Annotated in this window: 21 protein-coding genes; 20 read left to right on the forward strand and 1 reads right to left on the reverse strand. The window is 29.3% G+C overall.

What is annotated here, in order from left to right; translation table 11 throughout:
* Nucleotides 1-82 precede the first annotated feature (82 nt).
* The 5 genes from ACH36K_RS07380 (at nt 83) to recJ (ending at nt 8,915) form a co-directional block, all read left to right on the forward strand.
* Nucleotides 83-1,474, forward strand: coding sequence for a glycosyltransferase family 2 protein (locus tag ACH36K_RS07380; protein WP_411170295.1), 1,392 nt, complete (start codon nt 83-85; stop codon nt 1,472-1,474).
* Between the two features lie 206 nt (nt 1,475-1,680).
* Nucleotides 1,681-3,630 carry a type IIA DNA topoisomerase subunit B gene (locus ACH36K_RS07385; RefSeq protein WP_411170296.1) on the forward strand — a complete coding sequence of 650 codons (1,950 nt, stop codon included), beginning with the start codon at nt 1,681-1,683 and terminating at the stop codon, nt 3,628-3,630.
* Between the two features lie 21 nt (nt 3,631-3,651).
* Nucleotides 3,652-6,558, forward strand: a complete 2,907-nt coding sequence (locus ACH36K_RS07390; protein WP_411170297.1) for a DNA topoisomerase IV subunit A — start codon at nt 3,652-3,654, stop codon at nt 6,556-6,558.
* Nucleotides 6,559-6,574: 16 nt separating this feature from the next.
* Nucleotides 6,575-7,114 (forward strand): DJ-1 family glyoxalase III, encoded by a 540-nt coding sequence (locus ACH36K_RS07395; RefSeq protein WP_411170298.1) that lies wholly within the window; start codon nt 6,575-6,577, stop codon nt 7,112-7,114.
* Nucleotides 7,115-7,133: 19 nt separating this feature from the next.
* Nucleotides 7,134-8,915, forward strand: a complete 1,782-nt coding sequence (recJ, locus tag ACH36K_RS07400) for a single-stranded-DNA-specific exonuclease RecJ (RefSeq protein WP_411170299.1) — start codon at nt 7,134-7,136, stop codon at nt 8,913-8,915.
* A 107-nt stretch (nt 8,916-9,022) separates the two neighbouring features.
* Here recJ and ACH36K_RS07405 read toward each other — a convergent pair whose 3' ends face one another.
* The gene (locus ACH36K_RS07405) at nt 9,023-9,205 is read right to left on the reverse strand and encodes an alpha/beta-type small acid-soluble spore protein (RefSeq protein WP_322395167.1); all 183 of its coding nucleotides are present in this window, start codon (nt 9,203-9,205) and stop codon (nt 9,023-9,025) included.
* 298 nt (nt 9,206-9,503) lie between these two features.
* Between ACH36K_RS07405 and ACH36K_RS07410 the strand changes: the two genes are divergently transcribed.
* From ACH36K_RS07410 to ACH36K_RS07480, 15 genes are all read left to right on the forward strand, one after another.
* Nucleotides 9,504-10,595, forward strand: coding sequence for an undecaprenyldiphospho-muramoylpentapeptide beta-N-acetylglucosaminyltransferase (locus ACH36K_RS07410; protein WP_411170300.1), 1,092 nt, complete (start codon nt 9,504-9,506; stop codon nt 10,593-10,595).
* 157 nt (nt 10,596-10,752) lie between these two features.
* Nucleotides 10,753-11,178, forward strand: coding sequence for a flavodoxin (locus ACH36K_RS07415; protein WP_411170301.1), 426 nt, complete (start codon nt 10,753-10,755; stop codon nt 11,176-11,178).
* Nucleotides 11,179-11,358: 180 nt separating this feature from the next.
* A complete protein-coding gene (gene nifJ / locus ACH36K_RS07420; RefSeq protein WP_411170669.1) occupies nt 11,359-14,871 on the forward strand; it encodes a pyruvate:ferredoxin (flavodoxin) oxidoreductase in 3,513 nt (1,170 codons plus the stop codon).
* A 144-nt stretch (nt 14,872-15,015) separates the two neighbouring features.
* A complete protein-coding gene (locus tag ACH36K_RS07425; protein ID WP_411170302.1) occupies nt 15,016-15,345 on the forward strand; it encodes a DUF1292 domain-containing protein in 330 nt (109 codons plus the stop codon).
* A gap of 222 nt (nt 15,346-15,567) precedes the next feature.
* Nucleotides 15,568-16,389 carry a PHP domain-containing protein gene (locus ACH36K_RS07430; protein WP_411170303.1) on the forward strand — a complete coding sequence of 274 codons (822 nt, stop codon included), beginning with the start codon at nt 15,568-15,570 and terminating at the stop codon, nt 16,387-16,389.
* Nucleotides 16,390-16,402: 13 nt separating this feature from the next.
* Nucleotides 16,403-17,596 (forward strand): pyridoxal phosphate-dependent aminotransferase, encoded by a 1,194-nt coding sequence (locus ACH36K_RS07435; protein WP_411170304.1) that lies wholly within the window; start codon nt 16,403-16,405, stop codon nt 17,594-17,596.
* A gap of 171 nt (nt 17,597-17,767) precedes the next feature.
* Nucleotides 17,768-18,406, forward strand: coding sequence for an HAD-IB family hydrolase (locus ACH36K_RS07440; protein WP_411170305.1), 639 nt, complete (start codon nt 17,768-17,770; stop codon nt 18,404-18,406).
* Between the two features lie 14 nt (nt 18,407-18,420).
* Nucleotides 18,421-19,236, forward strand: a complete 816-nt coding sequence (locus ACH36K_RS07445) for an aminotransferase class IV (protein ID WP_411170306.1) — start codon at nt 18,421-18,423, stop codon at nt 19,234-19,236.
* Nucleotides 19,237-19,362: 126 nt separating this feature from the next.
* Nucleotides 19,363-21,132: a DUF342 domain-containing protein gene (locus tag ACH36K_RS07450; RefSeq protein WP_411170307.1), complete on the forward strand. Its 1,770-nt coding sequence runs from the start codon at nt 19,363-19,365 to the stop codon at nt 21,130-21,132.
* A gap of 15 nt (nt 21,133-21,147) precedes the next feature.
* The gene (locus ACH36K_RS07455) at nt 21,148-21,594 is read left to right on the forward strand and encodes a chemotaxis protein CheW (protein WP_411170308.1); all 447 of its coding nucleotides are present in this window, start codon (nt 21,148-21,150) and stop codon (nt 21,592-21,594) included.
* The gene (locus ACH36K_RS07460) at nt 21,591-22,091 is read left to right on the forward strand and encodes a chemotaxis protein CheD (RefSeq protein ID WP_411170309.1); all 501 of its coding nucleotides are present in this window, start codon (nt 21,591-21,593) and stop codon (nt 22,089-22,091) included. The genes ACH36K_RS07455 and ACH36K_RS07460 overlap by 4 nt, the downstream gene beginning before the upstream one ends.
* 15 nt (nt 22,092-22,106) lie before the next feature.
* Nucleotides 22,107-22,697, forward strand: a complete 591-nt coding sequence (locus ACH36K_RS07465; protein ID WP_411170310.1) for a CheB methylesterase domain-containing protein — start codon at nt 22,107-22,109, stop codon at nt 22,695-22,697.
* Nucleotides 22,698-22,705: 8 nt separating this feature from the next.
* Nucleotides 22,706-23,470 carry a CheR family methyltransferase gene (locus ACH36K_RS07470; RefSeq protein ID WP_411170311.1) on the forward strand — a complete coding sequence of 255 codons (765 nt, stop codon included), beginning with the start codon at nt 22,706-22,708 and terminating at the stop codon, nt 23,468-23,470.
* A gap of 14 nt (nt 23,471-23,484) precedes the next feature.
* The gene (locus ACH36K_RS07475) at nt 23,485-25,512 is read left to right on the forward strand and encodes a chemotaxis protein CheW (protein ID WP_411170312.1); all 2,028 of its coding nucleotides are present in this window, start codon (nt 23,485-23,487) and stop codon (nt 25,510-25,512) included.
* 14 nt (nt 25,513-25,526) lie between these two features.
* Nucleotides 25,527-26,126: a chemotaxis protein CheC gene (locus ACH36K_RS07480; RefSeq protein ID WP_411170313.1), complete on the forward strand. Its 600-nt coding sequence runs from the start codon at nt 25,527-25,529 to the stop codon at nt 26,124-26,126.
* The last annotated feature ends 5 nt before the right edge of the window (nt 26,127-26,131 follow it).

Here is a 26,131-nt window from a genome sequence, read left to right on the forward strand (position 1 = left end):
ATATATTTAATAAAGATGTCAAAGATAATGTTTGAAAATAGTAATACAAGGAAAATTTCCTTTATTTATAGGAGTGGATGTAATGGGAGAAATTATTTATTCTGTAACGGCTGTTTTTCAACTAACTGTTTTTGTAATGATGATGTATTATTTTATATTAGCTTTCTTTGGTTTAAAAAGAAAAGCTGAAAATAAAAATTATACACCAACTAAAAAATTTGCAATGATAGTAGCAGCTCATAATGAAGAAGTAGTAATAGGTAAGTTAATTGAAAGCATGCTGAATCAGAATTATCCTAGAGAACTTTTTGATATTTTTGTTATTGCTGATAATTGTACAGATAATACTGCGAAAATAGCAAGAAAATATGGTGTATATGTTTATGAAAGGTTCAACAAAGAGCAAAAAGGTAAGGGATATGCACTAGAGTGGATGTTTGATAAAATATTTAAGATGAAAAAAAAATATGATGCAGTAGCAATTTTTGATGCTGATAACTTAGTTTCAAAAAATTGGTGCAAGGAAATAAATTCAAAAATGTTAGAAGGATATAAAGTAGTACAAGGCTACATAGATAGTAAAAATCCAAATGATTCATGGATAGCAGCTTCATATTCTATAGCATTTTGGACTCAAAATAGAATGTATCAATTAGCTAGAGCAAATGTCGGATTATCTAACCAAATAGGTGGAACAGGATTTGCGATAGATACAAATGTTTTAAAGGAATTTGGATGGGGAGCAACTTGTTTAACTGAAGATTTAGAATTTAGTTGTAAGCTAATTTTAAATGGAGAAAAAGTAGGTTGGGCACATGATGCTATAATTTATGATGAAAAACCTTTAACCTTAAAGCAATCCTGGGTTCAAAGAAGAAGATGGATGCAAGGTTTTACAGATGTAGCATCTAGATATTTCTTTAAGCTTATAAAAAAAGGTATAAAAGAAAGAAAGTGGTTTGTTTTAGATTGTGCTTTATATGTTATACAACCTTTCTTTACTTTAATGATTGGTATATCGGCAATATTAAGTTTTGCTCAAGGTATGACTGGAGATGGTAATATATATATAATTAGTTATTTAACAGGAGATATTTTCTTTAAGGTTATTGGTATTATGCAATTTTTAATTACACCTTTAATATTAAGATTAGATAAAAAAATATCACCAGGTCTTTTGGCAATGTTAATATTCTATGCATCTAATGTATTTGTATTGCCTATATTTGCAGAAGCAGCAGATAATTATGCACAAATATTATTAATAGATATAGTTTATAATGTAGCGTTCTTATTAGCTACAGCATTATTCTTAGGTAAAAAGAAGCTTATACTATTTTTTAGATTCTTATTATATTCTTTATATACATTAACTTGGGTGCCAATAACTATCGAAGGTATGTTAAGAAAAAATAATAAAGAATGGAATCCAACTAAACATGTTAGAAATGTAGAAATTTGTGATGTTCAATAATATAAAAAAAGTGGAGGGATTTTCCTCCACTTTTTTATTATAGATATTAAAAACGAACAGTTGTTTGACTTTTTTCTTATAAAGATTTATATTTTTATTTATAAACTAATTATGATAAAATTAAAAAGATTATAATGAGTATGTAAGATTAAAGTAAGTTAATAAAAAATAGGATTTGACCTATTAATAGTTATTTGGAGGTTTGTATGAGTGAAGATTTAATGAAAGGATATGATGTTACTGATTTAACTTCCTTAGAAAAGCTAGAACCAGTTAGAATAAGACCTGGTATGTATATAGGATCTACAGGAACAAAGGGGTTACATCATTGTGTTTGGGAAGTTTTAGATAATTCCATAGATGAAATATCTAATGGATATGGAAATAAAGCTACAATTATTATAAATAAAGATAAAAGTATTACTGTAAAAGATAATGGAAGAGGAATTCCAACAGGTATTCATCCGATTAAAAAGAAATCTGGAGTGGAAATGGTCTTTACTGAATTACATACCGGAGGAAAATTTGATAATAAGAATTATAAAACTTCAGGAGGATTGCACGGAGTTGGTGCTGCAGTTGTTAATGCATTATCTTCATGGTTAGAAGTAGAAGTGCATCAAAATGGAAATATATATAAACAAAAATTTGAATATTCTTATGATAAAGAGCTTAAAAGAGATATGCCTGGTACTGCTGTTACTAAGTTAGAAGTAGTAGGAAAGACAAAAGATACAGGTACTAAAGTTACATTTATGCCAGATAAAGAGATTTTTTCAACTGTAGATTTTAAAGTTGACATAATAGACGAAAGGTTACAAGAACTAGCTTTTCAAAACAAAGGAATATATCTAGAATTAATAGATTTAAGAAAAGAAGAAGAATTTAGAAAAGAATATTATTCTGAAAGAGGACTTTTAGATTTTATAGAATATTTAAATGAGAGTAAAACAGCTTTACATCAAGAACCAATTTATTTTGAGGGAGAAAGAGCAGTTAATAATATACAAATGTTTGGAGAACTTTGTATTCAGTTTACTGATTCTACAACAGAAAATATAGCAAGCTATGTTAACAATATTCCAACAACAGAAGCTGGAACTCATGAAACAGGATTTAAAACTGGAATGACAAGAGCCTTTAAAGAAGGTGCTAAAAAACTTGGACTTGTAAAAGAAAAGGATAAGGATTTTGAAGGTGATGATTTAAGAGAAGGAATGACAGCTATAGTAAGAATTAAAATTACTAATCCGATATTTGAAGGCCAAACAAAAACTAAATTGGGTAGTACTGAAGCTTATACTATGATGAATGACTTAGCATATACTAAGTTTAGTGAATGGATAGAGGATAATAAAGAATTAGCTACAATGCTAATGAATAATGCTCTTCAAGCAGCTCAAAGAAGAGATAAAATTAAGAAGATAAATGAGGCTGAAAAAAAGAAGATAGGAAAAGGTGCTGCACCGCTTGCAGGAAAGGTTGCTGTTTGTACATTAAAAGATAACACTGTTAATGAATTTATAGTGGTTGAGGGAGACTCTGCTGGTGGATCTGCAAAACAAGCAAGGGATAGAAGATTTCAAACAATAATGCCTTCTAAAGGTAAAATAATGAATACAGAAAAACAAAAGCTTGAAAATGTATTAGCATCAGAAGAACTTAAAATATTTAATACTGCAGTAGGTACAGGCACATTAGAAAATTATAGGGAAGAAGATTTAAAGTATGACAAAATAATAATAATGAGTGATGCTGATGTAGATGGATACCATATAAGAACTCTATGGATGACCTATATATATAGATATATGAAACCTTTAATTGCTAATGGTCATTTATACTTGGCACAACCACCTTTATATAAGGTTTACAAAAATGTTAAAGGTAAAGAGGTTCATAAGTATGCATACAGTGATGATGAACTAGAAAGTGTAAAAAAGGAAATAGGAAAAGGTGCACTTATACAAAGATATAAAGGACTTGGAGAGATGAATCCAGATCAACTTTGGCAAACTACATTAAATCCAGAAACTAGAACTTTATTACAAGTAACTATTGATGATGCGGCTAAAGCAGAGAAAATGGTTTCATTACTTATGGGTGATATAGTTGAGCCGAGAAAAACTTATATGTACAGATATGGAGAATTTTAATTAATAGGATGGAGAAAAGTTATGGCGAAGAAAGTTAATGATATACCAAGGGATAATAATATAATTAGGGTCCCTTTAGAAGAGGCAATGCCTGATAACTATTTGCCTTATGCTATTGAAGTTGCAAAGGATAGGGCTTTACCAGATGTAAGAGATGGACTAAAGCCAGTTCATAGAAGAATCTTATATGGTGCTTACCAATTAAAAGCATTTCCTGATAGACCATATTACAAGTCAGCCAGAATAGTAGGAGATATATTAGGTAAATATCATCCACATGGAGATACATCAGTTTATGATGCAATGGTAATAATGGCTCAGAATTTTTCAACAAGAGAAACTCTTATAGATGGTCATGGGAACTGGGGATCTATGGATGGAGATGGAGCTGCAGCTATGAGATATACAGAGGCAAGGCTTGCTCCAATAGCTATGGAAATGCTTAGAGATATAGATAAAGATACTGTTGATATGATTCCAAACTATTCAGATAGTGAAATGGAACCAAAAGTATTACCGAGTAGATATCCAAATCTTTTAGTGAATGGTAGCTTTGGAATAGCTGTAGGTCTTGCTACAAATATTCCTCCACATAATTTAGGAGAAGTTACTGATGGTGTTTTAGCTTATATAGATAATTCAGAAATAACTACTAAAGAGTTGATGAATTATATAAAAGGCCCAGATTTGCCTACTGGTGGCGTTATTATAGGTCAAAATTCTATGCTTTCTGCTTATGAAACTGGAGAAGGAAAAGTAACTTTAAGAGCTAAAACTAGTATAGAAAAGCTTGAAAATGGAAGAGTTGGTATAGTTATAACTGAATTTCCTTACAGAAGGAATAAAGCGAAATTACTTCAAACTATATCTGAAATGACTGGAGACAAAAGACATTCAAAGGCTTTAGAGTCAATAATAGATATAAGAGATGAGTCTGACAGAAGCGGAGTAAGAGCGGTTATAGAATTAAGAAAAGCAGTAGATGAGGAAGTGGCAGACAAAGTACTTAAGTATCTATTTAAAAGAACTGACTTACAATGTAATGTAAGCTTCAATATGGTAGCTTTAGCTGATGGAAAGCCACAAACGATGGGACTTAAGACTATAATTAAGCATTATGTTAATCATCAAAAAGAGATAGTTACAAGAAGAACTATAAAAGAATTAGCAATTGCAGAAAAAAGATTCCACATAGTTGAAGGTTTTATAAAGGCTATAGATGTACTAGATGATATTATAAAAACTATTAGAGAATCTAAGTCGAAAAAAGATGCAGGGATAAATCTTATAAATAAATTTAGTTTCACAGAAATGCAAGCAGAAGCAATTTTAGAGTTAATGTTATATAGATTAACTGGATTAGAAATAAAGGTTTTTCAAAAAGAATATGCTGAGCTAGAAAAGACTATAAAAAGACTTAGAAAGATATTATCAGAAGAAAAAGAGTTGCTTAAAGTAGTTAAAACAGAATTAAAAGAAGTATCAGATAAATATAGAAATCCTAGAAAAACATCTATAATAAAGGATGATAATGAAGCAAAAATCGATATAGAGGAACTTATAATTGTTGAAGATGTTATGGTGACACTTTCAAGAGATGGATTTATAAAAAGAATTCCTCTAAAAACCTTCAATAGATTAAGTGCAAAAGCTGAAGATATTGACTATAGAGAAGGGGATGAGTTAAAGTTTTTATTTAAATCTAACACAACTGAAAGCTTATTGTTATTTACAAACAAAGGAAATATGTATCAAACAAAAGGGATAAATATTCCAGAGTGTAAGTGGAAGGAAAAAGGGGAAAGAGTAGATAATATAATAAAGACACTAAATTTAGAAAATGAAACTATAGTAGAGGTATTTTCAGTAAGCTCATTTATGCCCAATAAATATATTCAATTTGTAACTTCAAGAGGTGGAATTAAAAAGAGTTCTTTAGATAAGTTCCAAACAAGCTATACAAAACTTCAGGCTTTAAAGCTTAAGGATGAAGAAGATGTTATAAATATAATAATATTAGAAGAAGATGAAAGAAAAGACTTCTTGTCATTTGTCACTAAGGAAGGATTGTCCTTTGGATTACCAATTCCTAATATAGAGGATCAACCTAGAAATATATTACCAACAGTATTATTTAATTTACCAAGTAAAGATGAGATAATAAAGGTTAATTATAGTGAAAATCTAGAGTTTGTAGCTTTTTCAATAGGAATAACAGCTAAGGGAACTATAAAAGGATTTAACTCTATTAAAAAGAATGATAATTTAAAAACAAGTACAGATTCTTTAAGTGATGTATTATTATTCACTAATATGGGAAAAGTATTTAAAATTCCAGCATTCTTACTTCAAGGAGTAGCAACAGGAGAACTTCCTTTAGAGAAAATAGTAGATAACATAGAAAAAGGCGAAAAAGTTATAAAGTTAATCTCTATAAAAAACTTTGAATCAAATAAATTCATTTATTTCTTTACTAAAAGGGGAATGGTTAAAAAGACTTCTTTATTAGAGTTTGAGGGAAGTTATTCTTCACAAATTTCATGTAAATTCAAATATGAAAATGATGAGTTAATATCTGTTGAAATATATAATGAATCACAAACAGAACTTATAATCATAACTAAAAAGGCTATGGGAATAAAATTTTCATCAGAAAATATTAATGCAATGGGAAAAGTAGCATCAGGAGTTACAGGTATAAGCTTAAAAGAAAATGATGAGGTTATTTATGGTTCATTAATAGGTAGAGAATACGAAAGAAATGTAGATGAAATAGCTTTAACTTCTTTAGATAAAATAACTTTAATTTCAAAAAATAAAGAAAAAAGGGCAATAGAATTAGAAGATATAAAACTTCAAAATAGAGCTGGAAAAGGGAGTAGTATAATGACTATTTCTTTAGATGATGAGATTAAAGAAGTGTTATAATTTAGGAGGGGATTTTATGGCAAAGGCAGCAGTTTTATTAGCAAATGGATTTGAAACTTTAGAAGCTTTAACAGTTGTTGATATATTAAGAAGAGCAGAAGTAATATGTCACACATTTTCATTAGAAGGTGATGAAGTTATTACTTCTCACAATATAAAAGTGAAAGCTGACAAAAATATTATGAGTAAGGAAATAGAAGATTACGACTTTTTAGTTTTACCAGGTGGAATGCCAGGAGCTAGAAATTTGAAGGAGAGTGAAAGAGTTATTGAACTTATAAATAAGTTTAACAACTCAAATAAGTGGATTTGTGCTATTTGTGCAGGTCCAATAGCTTTAGGTAAAGCAGGAATAACAAAAAATAAAAATATGACTTGTTACCCTGGATTTGAAAATGAAATAAGTGATTGTAATTATAAAGAAGATTTAGTTGTAGTAGATGGTAATATAATTACAGGAAAAGGACCGGCAGCAGCAATTCCTTTTGCTTTTGAAATACTATCTCAAATTTCAAAAGATAAGGTGAATTCTATAAAAAAAGCTATGTTATTTTAGGTTTGCCTAAGGGGGAAAAATGAAAGAAAATTGGATACTAGTAAATAAAAAAGAGAGCTTTTTAAGGCTCTCTAATTCTATAAATGAAAATCCTTTAGTGTTAAGGCTTTTAGCCAATAGAGGCATAGATACAGTTGGAGAAGTTAGTAGATTTCTTAATGGAACAATTCATGATTTTTATGATGGATATCTTATGGCTGATATGAAAAAGGGTATAGATATAATAAAAAATGCTGTTTTAAATAATAAAAAAATAATAATTTATGGAGATTATGATTGTGACGGAGTAATTAGCACTGTGATATTTTTTAATGCATTAAATAGTATTGGAGCTAATTATAGCTATTATATCCCAAATAGAGAAGATGAAGGCTATGGAATGCACAGTGGTAGAATAAGAAAGCTTAAAGAAGAAAGTTATGAAGTTATTTTAACTTGTGATAATGGAATTTCAGCTTTTGAACAAGTGGAGCTTGCTAAGGAATTAGGAATGGAGATAGTTATTACAGATCATCATGATATACCAATTAGAGAAAATATTAGTAGTGAACTAGTAGAAACTATTCCAGAGGCTGATGCAGTAGTAAATCCTAAAAGAGGAGATTGTAGCTATCCATTTAAAAAATTATGTGGAGCGGGAGTTGCATTAAAATTTTCAAAGTGTTTATATGATGAATTTAATATAAGTGAAGAGAAATTTTTAAATCTTATACAGTTTGCAGCTATAGCAACAGTTTGTGATGTTGTAGATTTAGTAGATGAAAACAGAATAATAGTTAAAAAAGGATTAGAGCTATTAAATGAAAGTAAAAATCTTGGGATACAAGAGTTAAGAAAAGTAACTGGATTAAGTGATAAAAAAATAGAAGAATACCACTTAGGGTTTGTTGTAGGACCTTGTATAAATGCTACTGGTAGATTGGAAACAGCAGATTTATCTGTGGAATTATTGATCACTAAAGAATTAGAGAAAGCTAAACTTTTAGCAATGCAGCTAAATGAACTAAATACGATAAGACAGGATTTAACAAAAGAAAGTTCGGAAAGAATTATAGAAAGAATAGAAAAAGAAAAGAAAAAAGAAGAAAAAGTAATAGTAGTTTATGATGATACAATTCATGAGAGTATAGCGGGTATAGTTGCAGGCAGAGTAAAAGAAAGATTTAATATGCCTTGTATAGTGATAACTAAAGGAAAGGAAATGCCTAAGGGATCTGCAAGATCAATAGAAGGATACAATATATTTGAAGAACTAAGTAAGTGCAGTGAATTATTAGAAAAATTCGGAGGTCATCCAATGGCTGCGGGATTATCACTTAAGGAGGAAAATATAATATTATTAAGAAAAAAGTTAAACTCTATCTGTTCTTTAAGTGATAAAGATATTATTCCTATAGTAAAGATAGATTCTCCACTTAATTTGAATTACTTAAATGAAGAGTTAATAGAATTAATAGAAAGTTTAAGACCTTTTGGTAAAGGGAATTCTAGCCCTTTATTTGCAGTAAAAAATGTTCTTGTAGAAAGAATATGGCTTTTAGGAAAAGAGAAGAATTTTTTAAAGCTTAGATTTAAATTTAAATTTAATGAAAAATATTTATATATAGATGGTGTAAGCTTTGATAAATTTATTGGTTTTAAGGAAGACTATATAGATAGGTATGGAGAAGAAGATTTTTCAAGAGCTTGCGACAGTAGCTATATAAATACAATGGCAGATATAATTTATTATCCTAATATTAATGAGTTTAATGGTAGAAGGAATATTCAGCTTATGATAAAACATATAAGAGTTAATTAATAAATAGGAGTTATCTTAATATGATATTAATCACTTTAAGATAACTCCTTTATTTGTAGCATTACTTTATTTATAAGTAATACATTAATGATATAACAAATGAAAAACTATTTCATGCCTCTTTCATATTGTTCTACCATTCTTTTAACCATTTCTCCTCCAACGCTACCGCATTGTTTTGAAGATAGTTCTCCATTGTAGTCAGAAAATGGTACTCCCATTTCATTAGCTACTTCGTTTTTGAATTTAGATAATCCATTTTTAGCTTCTGGTACTAATTTTTGTGCCATGTCTTTTCACCTCCTTTTTCCTTTGTGATTATAGCTTGTGCAATTTTTTTGTAATTATAATATGTAAGTTAAGGAAGAAGGGTATAATAGTGGAAGAGAGTACATTACATTTTTATTAAAATAAAGTTTTTTTCTTACTTAAAATTTAAAAATAACATTTAAATTGTTTAAAATAATATGATATATTGATATAGGAATTTATTTTGAAAAATAATAATTTTTTTATATGTTTTATAAATAGAGGATAAGTATTTAATAGTATATTTCATAAAATATTAGTTTTAAAAGGAGTGTTTAAATGAATAAATACAAAATAATAATGACTGGGGGAGGAACGGCAGGACATGTTACCCCTAATTTAGCTTTAGTACCAAAGTTAAAAGAAGAAGGATTTGAAATAAAATATATAGGTAGCAAGGATGGCATTGAGAAAGAAATAATAAAAGATGCCAATATACCATACTACCAAATTTCTTCAGGAAAACTTAGAAGGTATTTTGATGTTAAAAACTTTACAGATCCTTTTAAAGTTATGAAGGGAGTTGTAGAAGCAAATAAAATACTTAAAAAAGAAAAACCTAATATAATATTTTCTAAGGGAGGGTTTGTTGCAGTACCTGTAGTGATTGCAGCTTCAATGAGAAAAATTCCTGTTGTATCCCACGAATCAGATTTAACTCCAGGGTTAGCTAATAAGTTATCTTCACCATTTTGTTCAAAGTTATGTGTTACTTTTAGAGAAAGTTTAAATTATGTAAAAGATGGAAAGGGAGTATTAACAGGAACACCTATAAGAAAAGAAATATTAAACGGAAGTAGTATTAGGGGAAAAGAAATTTGCGGATTCAAAGATAATAAAGAAATATTACTTATAGTAGGTGGGAGCTTAGGGGCTAAAAGCATTAATGATGAAGTAAGAAAAAATATAAATAAACTATTGGAAACATTTAATATTATTCATATTTGCGGAAAAGGTAATTTAGCAGAAGAGTTAAATAATATTAAAGGATATATACAATATGAGTATGTAAAAGATGAACTTCCACATTTATTAAAATCAGCAGACTATGTAATATCAAGAGCTGGCGCAAATGTAATATTTGAGTTATTAGCACTAAAAAAACCAACTCTTTTAATTCCATTATCTAAGAAGATAAGTAGAGGAGATCAAATTTTAAATGCAAAATCCTTTGAAAAAGAAGGATATTCAGTAGTGCTTGATGAAGATGAAATGATGGAAAATCAAGAAATGCTATTATCAAAAATTGAAGAACTTAAAAATAAAAAAGATACTATAATAAAAAATATGAAAAATAGTGGTATTACTAATGGTGTAGATGCGATTTTTAGAGTAATAATCCAAAGTATAGAGTTAAATAAAATAAAATAAGCTATTTTTTATGTGCAAAGGTTATATTCAATTAATATGGCATGTATAAAACTTGCAAAATAAAAATAGTGTTATATAATAAAATAGTAAGTAAAAATAGGTAGTGCATATCCAAAAAAATGACTTAATTTAAGTCAAAGGATGAGGTGATGTAATTATGAAAAAAATATCTGTTATTTATTGGAGTAATGGAGGCAATGTTGAGGTTCTTGCAAACTCAATTGCAGAAGGTGCTAAAGAAGCTGGTGCAGATGTAAATGTCAAGTATGTTTGCGATGCAACAGTTGAAGATGTAACTGAAGCTGACGCAGTTGCTTTCGGAAGTCCATCAATGGATAATAATAGAATTGAACAACATGAAATGGAACCATTTATAAATCAATTTAAGCTATTACCTAACAAACAAAAGAAGATAGTATTATTTGGATCATATGGATGGGACGATGGAAAATTCATGGTTGACTGGGTTCAACGTATGAATGACTATGACTTTAATGTTGCAGGACACATCGCCGTTAAAGAATCGCCAAGTGAGGAAGAGCTTTTAGAGGCAAAGAACCTTGGTGAGGAATTAACAAAATAGATTCTTTGAGGGGATAAAGACTCAGGGAAGTACCTGATAGGGGTTGGGTACGGAGACGTAATTAAAGCGATTGAATCTTTTCTTGCCCAAAATTTATTTCTTAATAATAAATACAGTTTGAAATTTCTGTATTTAACGTATTTATAAAATTTTATATATAAGGAAGAGAGGTCAAACATGATGAGAAAAATGAAAACTATGGATGGTAATACGGCTGCTGCTCATATATCTTATGCATTTACAGAAGTAGCTGCTATATTCCCAATCACACCGTCATCACCAATGGCTGAACATGTTGATGAATGGGTAGCACAAGGAAGAAAGAACATATTTGGACAACCTGTTAAGGTTATGGAAATGCAATCAGAAGCTGGAGCAGCTGGAGCTGTTCATGGATCTTTACAAGCTGGTGCATTAACTACAACATATACTGCATCACAAGGTCTATTATTAATGATCCCAAATATGTACAAAATTGCTGGTGAAATGCTTCCAACAGTATTCCATGTATCAGCAAGAGCATTAGCAACTTCTTCATTAAGTATATTTGGAGACCATCAAGACGTTATGGCTGCAAGACAAACTGGTTTTGCAATGCTTGCAGAAGGTTCAGTTCAAGAAGTTATGGATTTAGCAGCAGTAGCTCACTTAACTTCTATAAAGACTAGAATACCATTTATGAACTTCTTTGACGGATTTAGAACTTCACATGAAATTCAAAAAATAGAAGTTTTAGAATATGATGAATTAGCTAAGTTAGTTGATTATGATGCTTTAGATGCTTTTAGAAAGAGAGCTTTAAACCCAAATCACCCAGTAACAAGAGGTACAGCACAAAATCCTGATATATACTTCCAAACTAGAGAATCAGTAAATAGATTCTACGAAGATATTCCAGAAGTTGTTGAAAGCTACATGGCTGAAATAACTAAGTTAACAGGAAGAGAATACCACTGCTTCGATTACTATGGTGCTCCAGATGCTGATAGAGTAATAGTTACAATGGGATCTTCAACTGACGTTGCTGAAGAAACTATTGACTACTTAACTTCAAAGGGAGAAAAAGTTGGGGTAGTTAAAGTAAGACTTTACAGACCATTCTCAACAGAAAGATTATTAAAGGTAATACCAGCTACAGTAAAATCTATAGCTGTTTTAGATAGAACAAAGGAACCAGGTTCAATTGGAGAACCATTATACTTAGATATTAAGAGTGCATTCTATGGTAGAGAAAATGCTCCAGTTATAGTTGGAGGAAGATATGGATTAGGTTCAAAAGATCCAAATCCAGCACACATAGCTTCAGTATATGCTAACTTAGCATCAGAAAATCCAAAGGATGGATTTACAATTGGTATAGTTGATGATGTAACTAATACTTCATTAGAAATATCAGGTGATATAGATGCTACTCCAGAAGGAACTAAAGCATGTAAGTTCTGGGGATTAGGATCAGATGGTACAGTTGGTGCTAATAAGAGTGCTATAAAAATTATTGGAGACCATACAGATATGTATGCTCAAGGATATTTCGCATATGATTCAAAGAAATCAGGTGGTATAACAGTATCTCACTTAAGATTTGGTAAGAAACAAATTAAGTCACCTTATTTAGTTGATAAAGCTGATTTTATAGCATGTCATAATCAAGCTTATGTTTATAAGTATGATGTATTAGAAGGATTAAAGAAAAATGGTAAGTTCTTATTAAATACAATTTGGACACCAGAAGAAGTTAATGAAAAATTACCAGCTTCAATGAAGAGATATATAGCTGAAAATAACATAGATTTCTACACTTTAAATGCTGTTAAGATAGCACAAGAAATTGGTCTTGGTGGAAGAATCAATATGATAATGCAAGCTGCATTCTTTAAGATTGCTAACATCATTCCAGTTGAAGATGCTGTTAAATACTTAAAAGACGCTGTTGTTAAGTCATATGGTAAAAAAGGTGAAAAAGTTGTTAATATGAACAATGCCGCTATAGATAAAGGTGTTGAATCTGTAGTTAAAATAGAAGTTCCAGCAGATTGGAAGAATGCTGCTGATGAAGCTAAGGAAGATAGAAATGATATTCCAGACTTCATCAAAAATATTGTTGAGCCAATTAATGCTCAAAAGGGATTTGACCTTCCAGTTTCAGCATTTGATGGAATGGAAGATGGTACATTCATGGCAGGTACTGCTGCATATGAAAAGAGAGGTATAGCTATTAATGTTCCAGAATGGCAACAAGATAAATGTATCCAATGTAACCAATGTGCATATGTATGTCCACATGCTGTTATAAGACCATTCTTATTAAATGAAAATGAAAAAGAAAATGCACCAGAAGCAATGAAAATTGTTCCTGCAAAGGCATTAAAGACAGAAGAACCAACATTCTATACAATTGGAGTTACTCCATTAGATTGTACAGGTTGTGGAAACTGTGCTCAAGTTTGTCCAGCACCTGGTAAAGCATTAATAATGAAACCAATGGATACTCAAGAAGAGCAAATTGAAGCTTGGGATTATGCAGTTAAAGATGTTGCACCTAAGAAGAACCCAATGAATAAGAACACAGTTAAAGGTAGCCAATTCGAACAACCATTATTTGAGTTCTCAGGAGCTTGTGCAGGTTGTGGAGAAACTCCATATGCTAAGCTTGTAACTCAATTATTCGGTGATAGAATGATGATTGCAAATGCTACTGGATGTTCATCAATTTGGGGTGGATCAGTTCCAGCAACTCCATATACAGTAAATAATGAAGGACACGGTCCAGCTTGGGCTAACTCATTATTCGAAGATAATGCTGAATTTGGATTAGGTATGTTCTTAGGAGTTAAGGCTATAAGAGAAAGAATAGCTGATAACATGAAGAAGGGTCTAGAAGTAGAAACTTCAGAAGATGTTAAAGCAGTACTTCAAGACTGGTTAGATCACATGAATAGTGGAGAAGGTACAAGAGATAGAGGTAATAGAGTTCTTGCTACTTTAGGAAATGTTGATGCTGATTATGCAAGAGAAATCTTAAAGGATAAGGAATTCTTAGTTAAGAGATCTCAATGGATATTCGGAGGAGACGGATGGGCATATGACATCGGATACGGTGGATTAGATCACGTTCTTGCTTCAGGAGAAGACGTAAATGTTCTTGTATTTGATACTGAAATTTACTCAAACACTGGAGGTCAATCTTCAAAATCAACTCCAACTGCTGCAATAGCTAAATTTGCTGCATCAGGTAAGAGAACTAAGAAGAAAGATCTAGGAATGATGGCTATGACATATGGATATGTATATGTAGCTCAAATTTCTATGGGTGCTGATAAGAATCAAACTCTTAAGGCAATAGCAGAAGCTGAAGCTTATGATGGTCCATCATTAATCATTGCTTATGCTCCATGTATAAGCCATGGTATTAAGAATGGTATGGCTAATAGCCAAGATGAAGCTAAAAAAGCAGTTGAATCTGGATATTGGGGACTATACAGATACAATCCAAGTTTAATTGGAACTAAGAACCCATTCTCATTAGATTCTAAGGAGCCAAAGAGTAGCTTTAGAGAATTCTTAATGGGAGAAGTTAGATATGCTTCATTAGCAAAAGCATTCCCAGAAGCAGCTGAAGCTCTATTTGAGAAGACAGAAAAGGATGCTATGGAAAGATTAGCAAACTACAAGAGATTAGCTGAACAACAATAGTTTTAAAATAAGGGGCTATTTAGCCCCTTATTTTTTTATTTAATAACATCAATTGAAAAATAATTTAATATTTTGCTTTTAATTTCTATTGATTAAGGGTAGAATTAAATAGAATGATAACCTACATGAAGGAGGATTATAACAATGGATAATGAAAATAAATGTGGATGCCACGAAGGAACTGGGTGTGAAAATCATCATGAACATGATCATCATGAAGGATGTGGATGTGGAGAAGACCATCACGAGCATTTTGTTGTAGATTTAGAAGATGATAATGGAAATGTTGTATCATGTCCAATTATAGATGCTTTTGAATTTGAGGAAAATGAGTATATTTTAGCTCAAGATCCAAATGAAGATTCAGTTTACTTATTTAGATCAACTGAAGATGGAGAATTAGTAGTTCCAGAAGAAGAAGAGTTTGATAGAGTATCAAAATTTTATAGTGAAGAATTAGTTGATGAAGAATAAAAAAAGTGCCAAATAAGGCACTTTTTTTATGTTATAGGAAATTATAAAGTTTTTATAATTTCTTTCTTTATTAATTTTAAGTGTAGATAGTAATTTTATGGCAGCTTCGAGTGAAACAACGGAGCAAGGAAAATTACTATCTACAATTTTTTTAATTGTTATTTTATATTAATAATGATATATTTTTAATATATATATATACTTAAGAAATAGGGTGTTAAAATGAACTATGCAGATTTACATATTCATTCAAATTATTCAGATGGCAACATGACACCAGAAGAAATTATAAAAACTGCTCAAGGCTTAGGAGTGAAAAATATTTCTATAACAGACCATGATTCCATAATGTCACAATATGTGATTAATAACTCATATGATGATATAAATTTAATACCTGGAATAGAGTTAAGTGCTGAGTATGAAGATTTAGAGTTACACATACTGGGATATTTTATAAATATAAAAGATGAAAACTTAATAAATACTGTAGATAAATTAAATAAAGCTAGAATAAATAGAGTAGAAGAAATACTTTTTAAGTTAAAAAGAAATAATATTGATTTAGCTATAGATGATTTAGCTATTGATTTAGACTCTACAGTTGGAAGAAGTCATGTTGCTAACGCAATGGTTAGAAAAGGATACTTTGACAACTATAAAGCTGCTTTTACTAGTTTTCTAGTCAAGGGAAAGCCTGCTTACGTAAGAGGGTGCAAATTAAGCTATAAAGATGCCATACAAGTTATAAATAATTCAGGGGGAATTGCGGTACTAGCACATCCGGGACAAATTTATAAAGGGTTAGCAATAGAAAATATAGTAAAAGACTTGAAGTTTTATGGATTAAAGGGAATAGAAGTATATCATCCTAGTCATTCTAGAGAACGAACTAATAGTTTCTATAATATATGCAAAAAATATAAATTATTTATAACGGGTGGTAGTGATTATCATGGTAAGGAATGTTGCAATGAGAATACAATAGGTAGTTATGGAATAAATGAAGAATTATTAAACAAACTTATAAATTTTAAAAAATAAATGGAGGTATAAAATGGATTTATCAAAAAAAGCAATGGGAATTAACCCATCCATAACATTAGAAATTACAGCAAAGGCAAAAGCATTGAAAGAATCAGGAGTTGATGTAATAAGTTTTGGCGCAGGTGAACCAGATTTTAATACTCCAGAAAATATAATTAATGCAGCTATATTAGCTATGAAAGAAGGAAAAACAAAATATACAGCAACAAGTGGAATTTTAGAATTAAGGAAAGCTATTTGTAATAAATTTAGACAAGAGAATGGATTATGTTATGAACCTAGCCAAGTGGTAGTATCTACAGGAGCTAAGCAAAGTCTAGCAAATGCTTTTATGGCAATACTTAATTCTGGAGACGAGGTTATAATACCAACTCCTTATTGGGTAAGTTATCCTGAGTTAGTTAAATTAGCAGATGGTATACCAGTATTTGTTAACACTCTTAAAGAGAATGATTACAAATATACAATTAAAGATTTGAAAGAGGTTCTTACAAATAAAACTAAAGCCATTTTAATAAATAGTCCTAACAATCCAACTGGAAGTATATATAGCAAAAAAGAGTTAATAGAAATTGCAGAGTTTGCAAAAGAAAATGACTTAATAATAATATCAGATGAAATATATGAAAAATTAATATATGATAATGAAAAGCATATAAGTATTGCTTCTATATCAGAAGATTCATTTAATAGGACTATAGTAATTAATGGATTATCTAAATCCTATGCTATGACTGGTTGGAGGGTAGGATACTCTGCTTCTAGCAAAGAAATAGCTACCCTTATGAGCGGTGTCCAAAGCCATGTTACATCAAATGTAAATTCAATTTCTCAATATGCAGCTGTTGAAGCTTTAACTGGAAGCCAAATTAATATAGAGGCTATGATAAAAGAGTTTGAAAAAAGAAGAAATTACATGATTGATAGATTACAAAAAATAGATAGTGTATCAATTATAAGACCTAAAGGGGCCTTTTATATAATGGTTTGTGTAGAAAACTATTATGGGAAATCAATAGATAAAGATCCGATACTAACATCTTTAGATTTTTCCAAAAGCTTATTAAAAGAAGAAAATGTTGCAGTAATACCAGGAGCAGCTTTTGGGTTAGATAGTTATATAAGGTTGTCTTATGCAACATCTATAGAGATTATAAAAAAAGGATTAAATAGATTAGAAGAATTTTTAAAAAAATTAAGTTAATAAAAAATATTATTGTTTGAGTAGTTTACTTTATAGATATATCTTAAACAGTAATATTTTTTTTGTCTTCAGATATAGTCTATACTTTAAAGTCAACTCAGTGACTAATTTGTTTAAATATAGCAGATTATAGTATATAATTAATAGTGAAATAGCCTAGGAGGGGTTGGGATGGATAGACTAGCAATATTTGATGTAGACTATACTATAACTAGAAAAGAAACTCTAATGCAATTATTTAAATATGTTATTATTAAGGATATCAGGAATATTAAATTTCTTCCAAGAGCTTTGTATAGTGGATTGATGTATTCTATAAAAATATATGATGAAAAAAGAGTTAAAGAGAGTTTTCTTAAATTTATAGATGGAATAGACGAAAAAGAATTAGCTTTATTAATTAAAGGTTTCTATAAAGATGTTTTAGAAAAAATATTATATAAAGATGCTATAGAAATGATGAAAAACTTAAAACAGAAGGGATATAAAATATATTTAATATCAGCTTCTCCGGAGTTTTATTTAAGGGAGTTTTATGCTATAAAGGAAGTTGATATGATTATAGGAACAAAATTTACTTTAAAAGATGGTAAATTTATAAGACGAATGCAAGGAGAAAATTGTAAGGGTGAAGAAAAGGTAAGGAGACTTAAAGAAGTTTTAAAAAGAGATAACATAGATGTTGATTATAAAAACTCCTATATGTTTTCAGATTCATTATCAGATAAACCTTTACTAGATTTAGTTGGAAATGCATATTTAATAAATTATAAAAAGAAAAATAAATTTAAAGTATTAAAATGGAAATAGTAAGGAGAATTAATATGGAAGCTATTTTAGAATATTATTTGGAAGATGGGCATTTGGAAAGTATAAATAATTATACAAATGATACAACAGAAAAAGAAAGAGTTATATATGAAGTTATAAGAGTGATTAATAAAGTTCCTTTGTTTTATGAAGATCATATAAAAAGATTAGAATCTTCTTTTAGATTAATGGAAAAACCATTTTCTTATAAGTATGATAAGATAAAGGATTACTTAATTAGACTTATAGATGCTAACAATTTAGAGTGTGGCAATATAAAGCTTACTTTCGATATAAAAACAGACACAATGAAAGTTTTTACTATAAAACATAATTACCCAAGCAATGATATGTATAAAAATGGAGTTGAAACTATACTTTATCACGGAGAAAGAATAAATCCTAATGCAAAGGTGGTTGATAGTAATTTTAGAAAAAAAGTAACAGATAAAATTATTAAATCTAATGTATTTGAAGCGATACTTGTGAACTCAAATGGTTTTATAACAGAGGGCAGTAAATCTAATATATTTATGATAAAAGAGGAAAAATTATATACTTCTCCATTAGAAGATGTTTTACCAGGAGTTACAAGAGGTAGAATAATCTCTTTAGCTAAAAACTTAGGAATAACTTTTGAAGAAAAGAAAATAAATTTTAATGATTTAAAAGAAATAGATGCTATGTTTATATCAGGAACTTCGCCTAAAATACTTCCAATATCAAAAGTAGATGATATAAATTTAAATATAGAAAATGAGATTATGAGAAAGTTGATTAAGAAATTTGATGAAGAAATAAAGTTATATGTAGAAAAATTTAGATATTAATATGATAATTAGCACTGTATTTTAAAAAAAATTAAATAATATTTAAAAAAATTTTAAAGTATGATATTATTAAATGGAAATTAAAGTATGGTAGAGTATGGTAAGAATAGAGAGGCGTTGGGGTGAATGGAAGAAAATTATAATAAGGTTAATAACGTTGATGGAAGCGTTTTGGTAAAAGACAGAAAGATAATAATTAAAAATCCAATTGGAAATGGTAAATATGCTACCATTTCACCACCTTTAGATGGGGATTTATACATAAATGGTGAGAAGATAAATAGAACAGGCACTGTAAAAGAAGAAGACTCTATAGAATTTAAGGCGTTAAAGGAGCCTGGAAAAAGAACAATAGATATAAGCTTTAATTCAGATAAAACTGAGGCTTATATATCGATTTCTTATAAAAAAGAGGTTATATATTACTTAAAAGATTTAGAGGAAACTAATAATTTAATATTAGAATTAGATATAGAAGAAGGAATTGAACCTCCTATAATTATAGAAGATCAATTAATTAATGAGTTAAAAAAAGTTGGTATATCTTATGGAATAGATAAAGATTCTATAGAATACATAAAAGTTAATAAAGATATAAATAAAATGCTAGTGGCAAAAGGCGTAAAAGTAAAACCTCCAATTGAAGATAGTTTAAAAATATTTTTTAATTATAGCAAAAAAATAAAAATAGATGAAAATAAAGAAAAAATAGATTTTAGAGATTTTAATTATATAACAAGTGTTAAAGCTAATGAAGTTTTAGCCGAAATTATAAAAGGGGAAAATGGTGTTGATGGGAAAAGTGTTTTTTCTGAAAGAATACCAGGAAAGGAAAAGAAAAAAATCAATTTTTTAGCTGGACAAGGTTGTAAGCTAAAAGATAACTTAATAATATCAACTATAGATGGAAAACCAAGTTTTAATAAAGGTACTATATGGGTTGAACCTATATATATATTAAATAAGGATGTTACAATGGCTACAGGAAATATTAAATTCCCCGCTAATGTTCAAATAAATGGAAAAGTTACTGAAGGTATGAAAATAACTTCAGGTGGTAGTGTATTTGTAAAAAGTGGAGTATTTAATGCTTTTATAGAGTCGAAGAATACATCGGAAATTTTGGGCAATGTAGTTCATTCTGTTGTTGAAGTTGGAGGAGCAGATTTAGTTAAAGAGATTAGAATTAAAACCTTAAATGAGTTGAAAGAGGATTTAAAGTCTCTAGTAGCTAATGTTGTTTATTTAAAAGAGCATAATTTAATTCAAAAGGATATAACTGATGGAATGATAGTTAAATTATTAATAGAAACAAAATATAAAAGTGTTTCTAAGAATTGTGTTAAGGCTATGTCGAATGCTATGAAAGATAGTTGCTACAATTCGGAAGTTATAAAATTAATTAGAGGAAAGCTTATAGGTGCAGCTCCTAGTAATATAAAAGATATTACTGAAGTTGAAGGAATAATAGAAGAATTAAATAAGGAATTAGAAGAATTAGAAAAAGAAACAATAATAACTTCAGATTTAACTATAGAATATGCGCAAGAGTCTGAAATAATCGTTGTAGGCGATATAAATATAATTGGTAAAGGATTGTTTACTAGTAAATTAAGTTCATCTGGTAATATTAAATTTTGTTTAAAAAATTCTGTATGTAGAGGTGGGCATTTAAAAGCGGGTAAGTGTATTAATGCTTCAATTGTAGGTAGTGATTCAGGAGTATTTACTAACTTAGAAGTAGATAAAGATGGAGAAATTTTTGTAGACACTGCATATCATAACACTATTTTCATTATAGGAAATAAAAAATATATTTTAGAAAAGCCATCAAAAAATGTACATGCTTATATAGATAAAGATAGTAGTTTAGTTGTAGATAAATTACTTCTGTAGGAGGAAAAAGAGATAATGAAGGAGATAAAAATATTAGTTTTTAAACTAGGTCATGAGTTTTATGCCACAGATATAATGGAAGTAGAAAGAATTCTAGGTTACGAAGAACCTACTGTTTTACCAGACTCACCAAGTTTTTTAGATGGAGTAATTAACTATGAAAATGGAGTTTTACCTATCATAAGTCTTGTAAAAAAATTTAAGCTAAAATTAGAAAATACCTCGGATAAAAAAATTATAGTGGTAAAAAGAGATGTAGGTAAATTTGGAATATCAGTAGATAGTGTTAGTGAAGTTCAAAGTATATTGGATGAGGAAATAAGCAATCCAGAAAGTCTTTCAACATTAATATCAAAAAAATATATAAAAGGACTAGTAAAGAAAAATAATAATATAATTATAATGCTAGACTTAGAAAAAATATTAACAATAGAAGAAGAAGAGATTATTTTTCAGGGGTGACGAATTTGGAGGAGAAGAAAGAGGTTAGAGTTGGAATAGCAGATGGAGCTATTGTTTCTGCCCCAGATAGATTAATAACCATGGGACTTGGATCCTGTGTCGGTATAGCATTATATGATAAGGAAAAAAGAATTTCCGGATTAGTTCATATAATGTTACCAGATAGTACACAATTCAAAAACGTAGTCAATCCTTTTAAGTACGCTGATTTAGGAATTGAAAATTTGCTATCAAAAATGATATCTCTTGGATGTAGAAAGAGTAACATAACAGCTAAAATAGCAGGTGGAGCGTCAATGTTTAACTTTCCAGATAAGAAAATTATTAGTGATATTGGGAAAAGAAATAGCATTGCTGTTGTAGAAACTATAAAAAAATTATCTATTCCTTTAATAGCGGAAGATACAGGAGGAAACAAAGGAAGAACTATGATTTTAGAAAGTGAAGATGGTGCAGTTACAATTAGAAGTATTGGAAGTAGTCTAAAAAGACTATAGGAGGTGGATGCACTATTGGTACATAACGTTTTGAAAAGTAGACGAGACATAATTTTAATAGGAGCATCAACAGGTGGTCCTAATGCAATAGAAAAAGTAATTTCAGAATTAACTACGGATCTAGACATATCTGTTTTAGTAGTTCAGCATATGCCGAGTGGATTTACCAAAGCTTTTGCAGAAAGGTTAAATAAAAAATGTGCTCTAGATGTTTTAGAAGCTAGTGATGGTATTAAGATAGAAAAAAATAAAGTATATATTGCTCCAGGAGGATTTCATATGACTGTGGAAAAGCCAGGAGTTATAAGGACTAATAAAGAACCTCCAATTTGGGGGGTAAGACCTGCTGTTGATAAATTATTTATATCAGCATCAGCTATATATACTAATAGAATAATATCAGTTGTCCTAACAGGGATGGGAAAAGATGGAGCTGAAGGAACTGTAGTTGTAAAAATGAATAAAGGCATAACTATTTCACAAGATGAAAATAGTTCTACTATTTATGGAATGCCAAAGGTAACTTACGAAACCGGATGCGTGGACTATGTACTTTCATTAAAAGATATAGGTTCTAAAATAAAAAGCTTAGTTAATGCAAATTAGGAGGATATATGGACTTTACAGAATTTCACAATTGGATATATAGAGAGTTCAATATTAATTTAAATGCATATAAGCCGGAACAATTAAATAGAAGAATTGGAAGCTTAATGTCAAGAATAGGAGTAAAATCTTTAGATGATTATAAAAGACTTTTATTATCAGATGATGAAGAAAGACAAAGATTTTTAGATTTTATAACTATAAATGTTACAGAATTCTTTAGAAATCCAGAGTTGTTTAAGGAATTAGAGAAAACTTTAAAAAACTATATTTTAACTAATAATAAATTGAAAATTTGGAGTGCAGCCTGTTCAATAGGGTGCGAGCCTTACAGTATAGCGATGATGCTAAATGAAATAAATCCAGTGGGAAGAAACAATATAATTGCAACTGATATAGACAGCACTATATTAGCAAAGGCAAAGCTTGGAGAATATGTCCAAGGAGAAGTGAAAAATGTAAGTGAAGACTATAAAAGAAAATATTTTAAAATATTAAAAGATAAATATATCATAGACAGTAAAATAAAATCTATTGTTACTTTCAAAAAGCATGATTTAATTTTAGGTAATTATGAAAAAGATTTTGACTTAATAGTGTGTAGAAATGTAATAATATATTTTAAAAATGATGTAAAAAAAGAAATATTTAAAAAGTTTTCAAACTCTTTAAAAAGTGGGGGATTACTATTTGTTGGAGCAACAGAAAGCATATACAATTACAAGGAATATGGATTAGAGAAAGTTTCTACTTTTATCTATAAGAAAGTATAAAGGGGTGAAATAAAATGGACGTATCTCAATATATGGGAATGTTTTTAGAAGAATCAATGGATAATTTACAAACCTTAAATGAAGCTTTATTAGATCTAGAGCAAGAGCCAAATAATATAGATAAAGTAAATGAAATATTTAGAGTAGCTCATACTATAAAAGGAATGGCCGCAACTATGGGATTTAATAACATAGCAGAGTTAACCCATAAGATGGAGGATGTTTTATCGAAATTTAGAGAAGGTAAACTAAAGGTTACTAGCAATGTAGTTACAGTATTATTTGATTGTTTAGATACTTTAGAAAGAATGGTTAGCAATATAGAAGAAGGAAATGATGAAGAAATAGAAATAGAAAATATAATAAGAGCCTTAGAAAGTGTTGCTGATGATAAAAATGTTTCAATAAGTAATGAAGAACAAATAATTAAAGAAAAAGACAAGGACATAAAAGAAGATTCTATAAGTGTAAGTTTAAACGAGTATGACTTATCAGTAATGAAACAAGCAAATGAAAATGGTTTTAACGGAGTTAGTATAGCAATAACTTTAAGAGAAGATACTTTGTTAAAATCAGCAAGAGCATTTTTAATAGTTCAAGAACTTGAAACACAAGGGGAAATATTGAAATCTTTTCCATCAACTGAAGATATAGAAAATGAACAATTTGATACGGAGTTAACCTTTGTTTTGATAACAGCTAAATCAAAAGAAGAAGTAGAAAATTTAGTAAGCAATATTTCTGAAGTTAGAGAAGTGAAAGTAGATTATATAACCTTAGAAGAAAATCACCAAGTAGATAGTATTGAACCAAAAGATCAAATAGTAAAAGAAATAGAGAAAATTCAAATAAAAGATACTATAAATACATCAAATAAAATAGAAAAGCAAGATAAGAAAAGAGATAATAAAAGAGCACATCAATCTGTTAGAGTTGATTTAGAAAGAATAGATAAGCTTATGAATATGGTTTCTGAGCTTGTTATATATAGAACTAGATTAGAACAAATAGTTATAAATGATAAGTCACAGGAATTAATAGAGACATTAGAACAAGTTGAAAGAACAACTTCAGACTTACAAGACTTAGTTATGAAAATAAGAATGTTACCGTTAGAAGTAGTATTTAATAGATTCCCAAGAATGATAAGAGACTTATCTTTAGAGCTTAAGAAAGAAATAAACTTCATTATAGAAGGTGCCGAAACTGAGCTTGATAGAACTGTTATAGATGAAATTGGTGAACCATTAATACATCTTTTAAGAAATGCAGCTGATCATGGAATAGAAACTAAAGAAGAAAGATCAGCAAAGGGCAAAAGTGAAGTTGGAACTATAAAATTAGTTGCATATCAAGAAGGAACTAAAGCATTAATAAAAGTAAGTGATGATGGAGCAGGAATAAATATTGAAAAAGTAAAGGCTAAGGCTGAAAAAGTTGGAATAAGCACTGAGGGGCTAAGTGATAATGATATAAGAAATCTGATTTTTGCTCAAGGCTTCAGTACTAATACAGTAGTTACAGATATATCTGGTAGAGGTGTTGGAATGGATGTTGTAAAAACAAAAATTTCATCACTGGGTGGAACTGTAGATGTAATTAGCGAAGAGGGTAGAGGTTCAAGTTTCGTTATAAAACTACCATTAACACTTCAAATAATACAAGCTCTTTTAGTTAAGGTTGGAGATGAAACTTTAGCAATATCATTAGGATTTATAGATAGAGTTATAGATTATAAAGAAGAAAATATTAAAAAGACAAATGGTGAAGAAGTAATAGTTTATAGAGATGATATTATACCTTTAATTAGACTAAATGAAAGATTAGGAATAGAAACTAAAGAAAGTAAAAAGAAGTTTATAATTATAGTTAAAATTGGAGAGAAGACTGTTGGATTACTTGTTGATTCATTATTTGGACAACAAGAGATAGTAATTAAACCTTTAGGAAAGACATTAAAATCACTAAAGGAATATATAGGAGCTACAATATTAGGAAATGGTTTAGTAACATTAATTCTTGATGTGGCAGCATTGATTTAGAAGGGAGGATCTTTATGGAATACAAGGATTTAACTTCATTTCAATTAGATGCTTTAAGAGAAGTTTCAAATATAGGGGCAGGTAATTCTGCAACATCATTATCAATGCTACTTGGAACTAAGATAGATATGTCAGTTCCAAATATGAATTTAATAGAATTTGATGAATTATTTAACAGTTATAAAGAAAATGGAGTTGTTGCTGTATTAGTAAAAGTACTTGACGACATTCCAGGAAGTATTCTTTATGTCTTTGAAGAAGATGTAGCTTTAAATATGATATCTAAGATGACTTGTATTGATGAAGAAAGTATAACGGAAATGGGTATTTCCGTTATAGGAGAAATAGGTAATATAATATCATCATCTTTTATGAATGCAATTGCAAGTTTTACAGGGTTAAAGGCCACAGTATCAGTACCAGCAGTAGCTAATGACATGCTAAGTGCAATACTTATTTCAACATTTGTTGAAACAGGACAGCACCAAGAGTATGTTTTAGATATAGAAACACTATTTATTGGAGAAGGAGATAATAAAATACAAGGTCACTTTTATTTCGTACCATCTCCGGGATCATTAGAAAAAATTTTAGAATCATTAGGAATAAAATAATTTGG

The organism is Clostridium sp. MB05, from assembly GCF_046581255.1.
Lineage (GTDB): Bacteria > Bacillota > Clostridia > Clostridiales > Clostridiaceae > Clostridium.